General features: G+C 69.4%; 2 protein-coding genes. Both read left to right on the forward strand.

What is annotated here, in order from left to right:
• Positions 1-2441: condensation domain-containing protein (locus ACYVLQ_RS07845; RefSeq protein ID WP_460696725.1), on the forward strand; the 2441-nt coding region annotated here is incomplete at its 5' end.
• A gap of 175 nt (positions 2442-2616) precedes the next feature.
• Positions 2617-8213 (forward strand): amino acid adenylation domain-containing protein (locus ACYVLQ_RS07850; RefSeq protein ID WP_460696726.1); only part of this gene is annotated, 5597 nt, incomplete at its 3' end.

An 8213-nucleotide genomic window follows, 5' to 3' on the forward strand; every position in this document is an offset into this window, starting at 1 on the left:
TCGGCGCCGGTGAGGTCGGTCTCGATGACGATTTCTTCACGTTGGGTGGCAACTCCCTGCTCGCCACCCGCGCGGTGGCGCGAATCAACGAGGCGCTGGACTCGAACGTCGTCGTGCGCGAGGTCTTCGAGGCGCCGACCGTGGCCGCGCTGGCGGCGCGGATCGTGCCTGGCGCGGCCGCCGGAACCGCGCGGCCGAAACTGGCGCCCGCGCCGCGCGTCGACCGGATTCCGCTGTCGCTCGCGCAGCAGCGGATGTGGGTCATCAACCAGCTCGATCCCGAATCACCGTCCTACAACATCCCGTTGGCGGTCCGCCTGACGGGCGCGCTGGATGTGGCGGCGCTGCGCAAGGCGGTCACCGACGTGCTGGAGCGGCACGAGGTGCTACGCACCCGCTACCCCGCCGGGGGTCCGGGCGGGCTGCCGTACCAGGAGATCCTGTCGGCCGCCGAGGCGCTACCCGACGGGCTGCCGGTGGAGACCACCACCGATCCGGTCGGCCACATCACCTCGCTGATGTCCACGGGATTCGATGTGACACAGCAGGTTCCGGTGCGCGGGGTCCTGCTGCGGCAGGGCGACGACCACCTGCTGGCGCTGGTGCTGCACCACATCGCCGGTGACGGGGCCTCCCTGGCTCCGCTGGCGCGGGACGTGATGACCGCGTATCTCGCCCGGCACGAGGGCCGCGAACCGGGTTGGGCGCCACTGGAAGTGCAGTACGCCGACTTCGCGGTGTGGCAGCGCGGCGTGATCGGCACTGACGACGAGGCCGATTCGATCGCCGCCCGGCAGCTCGACTACTGGCGTGGGCAGCTCGCCGGGATATCCGGCGCCGCACTGCTGCCGCCGGACCGCCCGCGGTCGCAGACTCCGTCGATGCGCGGTGGCCAGGTCGGCTTCGAACTGCCCGCGGCGGTGCACGAGGGATTGCTTCGCATTGCGCGCAAACACAATTCGTCGCTGTTCATGGTCGTGCACGCGGCGCTGGCGGCGCTGCTGGCCCGGCAGTCGGGCAGTGCCGACGTCACAGTCGGCACGCCGATCGCGGGCCGCGGCGAGCGCGCGCTGGACGATCTGGTCGGCATGTTCGTCAATACGCTCGCGCTGCGGACGGGGGTGAGCACCTCCGACACGTTCGACGCGCTGGTCGAAAAGGCCCGCGAGGCGGATCTTTCCGCGTTCGGTAACTCCGATATCCCGTTCGAGCGAGTGGCCGAGGTCGTGTCCCCGGGCCGCTCGGGCGAACAGAGCCTGTTCCAGGTGATGCTTTCGTTCCAGAACACCGAGCAGCCGACGCTGGAGCTGCCGGACCTGACCGTCGCGGCGCTGGACACCGATGTGGTGATCGCCAAGTTCGATCTGCAGGTGATCGTGGAGCCGCGGCACGACGCGACGGGGTCGCCCGCCGAGTTGATCACCGTATTCACCTATGCCGCCGATCTTTTCGACGAGTCGACGATGCGGGCGCTGGGCGGACGCTTCGAGCGGATCCTGGCCGCGGTGGCCGCGGACCCGCAGGTGCTCGTCGGCGATATCGACCTGCTGGACGAGCGGGAGCGGGCGCGGGCCGACGTTGCCGGGTCCGAACCCGTGGAGCGAATGTCGGCCAACGGCACCGCGCTGCCGCAGGCGCTGACGGCGGTGGTGGAGGACGATCCCGACGGTCCCGCACTGGTTTTCGGCGATGATGCGGTGACCTATCAGGAACTCGATGCCCGATCGTCGCGGCTGGCGCGGGTCCTGATCGGCCGGGGCTGCGGGCCGGGGACCGGAGTGGCGGTGCGGCTCGATCGCGGCGTCGAATCGACCGTGACCGGTTGGGCCGTGCTGAAGGCCGGTGCCGCCGTGGTTCCAGTGGCTATGGGCGCGGAACTGCCCGCGGCGCCCGAGATCAAGATCGGGCTCACCGCCGGGTCGGCTCCCGGGGGCGACGGCATCGACTGGCTGCTGCTCGACGATCCGGCGGCGGCCGCCGAGATCGCCGGGGAATCGGCGCGACCGGTCACCTACGCCCACCGGACGCGCCCGCTGCGCGGTGCGGATCCCGCCCGCGCGACCGCCGACGGCACCGTGACCTACGACCAGCTGGCGACGGCCGTCGACCGGTTGCGCACGCGCACGGACCTGACGTTCGAGTCCCGGACGTTCCGGCAGGGGCCCGCGGACGGGTTCGGCGCGCTGCTGGAGCTGGCGGCCGCGGGCGTGGCGGGCGCGTCGATCGTGCTGCCGAGTGCGGTCACCAGCGAGGCGCTGGCCGACGAGTGGGTGACGCACCTGTTCGGCGCGGCGTCCGGGCTCGATGAGCTGGATCCGGAGCCGTTGGAAGATCTGCGGGCCGTGGTGGTCGAGCGGGGCCCGGCACCGTCCGCCTTCGGTGCCGCCGAGGTCGTGGTGGTGCTGGACGAATTGTTGCCCGGTTATAGCGTACGGCCCTGACGGTTGCCTGCCCCTGAACTCGGGGGCGTGCATAACCAGGGAAGATGCGATAGGTGCGCGAACCAGGCATGATCGGTGAGATTCGGCGTGAGCACGGAAAAGGTTGCATGGTGATGTTCGGCAGCGTTGCGAGCCGTCGGGACGGCAGGTCCCGTAGACAGGGTCGGGTGTCTGAGTGAACCGTCCGGAACGTCGGCGGCCCACCCGCGCCCGGCGCTCGCGCGTCACCACCTTGCCGCGGCTGCTCACAACGGCCGTCGAGACGAATCCGGACGGCACCGCGCTGGTTTTCGCCGATGCGTCGGCGACGCTGGTGGAGTTGACGTATGCGGAGTTGGATGAGCGGTCGACGCGGTTGGCTCGTTTGTTGATCGGGCGTGGGGTGGGGCCGGAGGATTTGGTCGCGGTCGGGGTTCCGCGGTCGGTGGATTCGGTGGTCGCGGTGTGGGCGGTGGCGAAGGCGGGGGCGGGTTTCGTACCCGTCGATCCGCACTATCCCGCCGAACGCGTAGCGCACATGGTCGCGGACTCCGGCGCGGCGCTCGGGCTCACGGTGTCCGCGGTGCGCGACGGGTTGCCCGGTGACATCGACTGGCTCGTGCTCGATGGCGAGGACCGGCCGGGGCTGGAGCAGCGGTCGGTGGAGCCGATAACGAACGCGGATCGGCTGCGTCCGTTGCGTGCTGAGCATCCGGCGTATGTGATTTATACGTCGGGTTCGACGGGGAAGCCGAAGGGTGTTGTTGTTACTCAGGCTGGTTTGTCGGGTTTTTGTGATGAGCAGCGTGAGCGTTATCGGGTGGGGAATGATTCTCGGACTTTGCATTTTGCGTCGCCGTCGTTCGATGCGTCGGTGTTGGAGTTGTTGTTGGCGGTGGGTGGTGCGGCGGCGATGGTGGTGGTCGCGCCGTCGGTGTATGGGGGTGACGAACTCGCGGCGCTGCTGCGGCGGGAGCGGGTGACGCACGCTTTCATCACTCCGGCCGCGCTGGCGTCGGTGGATCCGGCGGGGCTCGACGATTTGCGGGTGGTGGTTGCTGGTGGTGAGGCGTGTCCGCCGGATCTGGTGCGGCGCTGGGTGGTTCCGGTCGATTACGGCATCCGGGAGTTCTTCAACGGTTATGGTCCGACGGAGACCACGATCATGACCAACATCAGCTCGCCGCTGGCCGCGGGGGATACGGTCACCATCGGCGGCCCGGTCCGCGGGGTTACCGAATATGTGCTGGACGAGCGACTGGCGCCGGTGGCCAGTGGTGCGGTCGGCGAGTTGTACATCGCCGGCGCGCAATTGGCGCGCGGCTATCACGAACGGCCTGCGCTGACGGCCGCGCGTTTCGTGGCGAACCCGATGGAACCGGAGGGCGTTCGTCTGTATCGCACCGGCGATCTGGTGCGTCGGACTGTTGCCGGTGATCTGGAGTACCTGGGCCGCAATGATTTTCAGGTGAAGATCCGGGGTTTCCGGATCGAGCTGGGTGAGATCGACGCGGTGCTGGCGGCGCACGAGGCGGTCGACTTCGCGGTGACCGTCGGTCACCGGCTGGACAGCGGCGCGACGATTCTCGCCTCCTACGTGCATTCGGCGAACGGGGCGGTCGACACCGACGAACTGCTGACCTGGGCGGGCCGCAGCCTGCCCGGACATATGGTGCCGACCTCCGTGGTGGTGCTCGACGAGATCCCGCTGACCCCGGTCGGCAAGCTGGACCGTGCGGCGTTGCCCGCACCTGTCTTGCAGGCCAAGGAGTTTCGCGCCCCCTCCGGGCGGTTCGAGACCCTGGTGGCCGAGACCTTCGCCGAGTTGTTGCACACGACCGAGGCCATCGGCGCCTACGACGATTTCTTCGATCTGGGCGGCAACTCGCTGATCGCCACCCAGGCCGCGGCCCGGCTGGGCGCCGCCGTCGGCGCCCGCGTTCCGGCCCGGCTGCTGTTCGAGGCGCCGACCGTGGCCGGGTTGGCGGCCGGAATGGAGCCGCTCGCCGAGGCGGGCGGGCGAGTGCCCTTGGCCCCGATGCCGCGCCCCGAACGCATCCCGCTGTCCCCGGCACAGCAGCGGATGTGGTTCCTCAACCAGTTCGACACCGCGTCGGCGGCCAACAACATTCCGTTCGCCGTGCGGCTGTCCGGAGAGCTCGATATAGCGGCGCTGCAGTCCGCGGTCGCCGACGTGATCGAGCGGCACGAGACGCTGCGCACGATGTACCCGTCGGAAGACGGCACCGGGCACCAGGTGATCGTGCCGACCGACCGCGCGATTCCGGACCTGGAGCCGAAACCCGTTGCGCCGGAGGAACTCGAGGATCGACTGACCGCGTTCGCGTTCGCCGGATTCGACGTCGCGGCGGAGGTGCCGCTGCGAATCGCGCTGCTGGCGCTGGATTCCGGCGCTCCGGGCGAGCCTGCCGCCGACCACATCCTCGCCATCGCCGTCCACCACATCGCCGCCGACGGCGCGTCGATGGCTCCGCTGGTCCGCGACCTCATGACCGCCTACCTGTCGCGCCGCGGCGGGACCGCGCCCGGATGGGATCCGCTGCCGGTGCAGTACGCCGACTACACGCTGTGGCAGCGCGCGATGCTGGGCGCGGAGGACGATCCCGCCTCGGAAGCCGCTGCCCAACTGGCCTATTGGCGTTCGGCGCTGGCCGGCCTGCCGGAGCGCCTGGACCTGCCGATCGATCGCCCGCGCCCCGCGGTGGCCTCCGGTCGCGGCGGTCAGTACGCGTTCGAGATCGATGCCGCGACACACGCCCGACTGCTCGAGATCGCCCAGGATTCGAGCGCGTCGCTGTTCATGGTGGTGCATGCGGCGTTGGCGGTGCTGCTGGCGCGGTTGTCGGCTACCGACGACATCGCTGTCGGCACTCCCGTGGCGGGTCGTGGTGAGCGCGAACTGGACGATTTGATCGGTATGTTCGTCAACACCTTGGTGCTGCGGACGCGGGTGGATTCCTCGCTGTCGTTCGTCGATTTGCTTGCCGCGGTGCGGGAGGCGGATCTGGGTGCGTTCTCGCATGCGGAGTTGCCGTTCGAGCGGTTGGTCGAGGTGTTGGATCCGGTGCGTTCGCGGGCGCATCATCCGTTGTTTCAGGTGGCGTTGTTCTTCCAGAACATGGACAAGCCGCCGCTGGAACTGCCCGGCCTGACCGCGACCGCCGTCGAGGCCGGTGGTGCGATAGCCAAGTTCGACCTCCAGCTCACGATCGTGCCGCGGGAGAACGACGGTGCGCCGGACGGATTCTCGGCGCTGTTCACCTATGCGGCCGACCTGTTCGACGCGGAGACCGTCGAGGTATTCGCCGAACGGCTGACGCGCGTGCTGACGGCGGCCGCTGCGGACGCGCACCGGCCGGTCGGCGCGATCGAACTGCTGCGCGATGCGGAGCGCGATCGAATCCTGAACGCCTGGAACGACACTCGGCGCCCCGTCGAGCCAGAACTGCTGCTGGACGGCTATCGCCGGACCGTGGCGCGGCAGCCGGATGCCGTCGCCGTGACCTACGAGGGGTCCTCGCTCACCTACGCCGAGTTCGACGCTCGGGTGAACCGGCTGGCGCGGCACCTGATCTCCCTGGGCGTCGGTCCGGAATCCCTGGTCGGCCTAGCGGTTCGACGCTCGCTGGACCTGGTGGTCGGCATGTACGCGGTGATCACGGCCGGTGGTGCGTATGTGCCACTGGATCCGGATCATCCCGCCGAGCGGATCCGGCACGTCCTGGACACCGCCGACCCCGTGTGCGTGTTGTCGACTTCGCCGATCGTCGGTGTGCTCGATGTGGCTCTTGCGAACACGAGTGCGTCCGCCGGGACGGAGGGCGTGGTCCTGCTCGATGAGCTGGACGTGTCCGAGTTCTCCGGCGCGCCCGTAACCGACGCCGAGCGCCGTGCGCCGCTGCGTGCTGCCCACCCCGCCTATGTGATCTTCACATCCGGTTCCACCGGCCGCCCCAAGGGCGTGGTCGTCTCGCATACGGCCATCCACAACCAGATCGAGTGGATGCTCGCACAGTATCCGCTCGGCAGCGGCGACGTATATCTGCAGAAGACGGCGACGACCTTCGACGTGTCGCTGTGGGGGTACTTCCTGCCCCTGCGGGCCGGAGCCCGGCTGGTGGTGGCCACCCACGACGGGCATCGGGACCCGCTGTACGTGGCGGAAACCATTGCGGCCGAACACGTCACGGTGACCGACTTCGTGCCGTCCATGCTGACGGTGTTCGCGACCCAGCTCGCTTCCGGTTCGTGCCCGTCGCTGCGGGACATCTTCGTGATCGGTGAGGCGTTGCCGCCGGAGACGGTGGACGCGGTGCACGCCGTGTCGGATGCGCGGGTGCACAATCTGTACGGCCCGACCGAGGCCGCGGTCTCGGTGACCTACTGGCCCGCGACCGGCGCGGACCGCCCGACCGTCCCGATCGGGTTGCCGCAGTGGAACACTCAGGCGTACGTGCTGGACGGACGACTGCGCCCGGTACCCGCGGGCGTGCCCGGCGAGCTGTACCTGGCAGGTGATCAGCTCGCGCGCGGGTATGTGGGGCGCCCGGAGCTGACGGCGGATCGGTTCGTGGCCAACCCCTTCGGGGTAACAGGCCTACGCATGTACCGCACCGGTGACCTGGCGGTCTGGCGGGCCGCCGCGGGTGACTTGCCCGCACGGCTGGACTATCTGGGGCGTACCGATTTCCAGGTGAAGTTCCGCGGGCAGCGGATCGAGCTGGGGGAGATCGAGGCGGCACTGCTGGGGCAGCCGACGGTGAGTCAGGCGGTGGCCGCGGTGGTGCCGTCGGCGCTCGGCGATCAGCTGGTGGCCTACGTCGTGCCCGCGCCGGGCGAATCGGTCGAACAGGCGGATCTGCTTGCGGCGGTGGCGAAGACGCTGCCCTCCTACATGGTTCCCGGCACGATCGTGGCGCTGGCTGCCTTCCCGCTCAATGCCAGCGGAAAACTCGACCGCAGGGCGCTTCCGGCGCCGAAGTACGTCGGTCGCGAATTCCGCGCTCCCGCAACACCGATCGAGGAGATCGTGGCGGAGATCTTCGCCGATGTGCTCGGTGCCGAGCGCGTCGGGGCCGATGACGATTTCTTCGCTCTTGGCGGCAACTCCCTGGTCGCCACCCAGGTGGCGGCGCGGCTCGGCGCGGCGGTCGACGGCCGGATCCCCGTCCGGGCGCTGTTCGAGACGCCCACGGTCACCGCGCTGGCGGCCGCGATCGAATCCCGGACCCACGACCGCCGGGGTGTCCGGCTGGGCACCCTGGCGCGTCCGGAACGGCTGCCGCTGTCGCTGGCGCAGCAGCGGATGTGGTTCCTCAACCGCTTCGATCAGGACGCGGCCACGGCCGGATTGTCGGCCTACAACCTGCCGTTCGCGTTGCGGTTGACCGGTGAGTTGGATGTGCGGGCGCTGTCGGAGGCGCTGGACGACGTGGTGATGCGGCATGAGGTGTTGCGCACGGTGTATCCGGAGACGCCGGACGGCCCGGTGCAGGTGGTACTGCCCGTGTCGGATTTCGCCCACCACGAAGGCACGGCGGCCGAGGTCGGGCGTGGCTGGGTGTCCGTGACGCCGGAATCGATCGTCGCCGCCGAGGTGGCCGCGCAGGTGTACGAGCTGGCGGGGACGCCCTTCGACGTGACCGCCGACGTGCCGATCCGGGTGCGGCTGTTCGAGATCTCGGATACCGCCGCCGGTTCGCCGGCCGAGTATGTGTTGGCGGTGGTTGTGCATCATATTGCGGCGGATGGTTCGTCGATGGGTCCGTTGGT

The sequence above is a fragment of the Nocardia thraciensis genome (genome assembly GCF_054782435.1).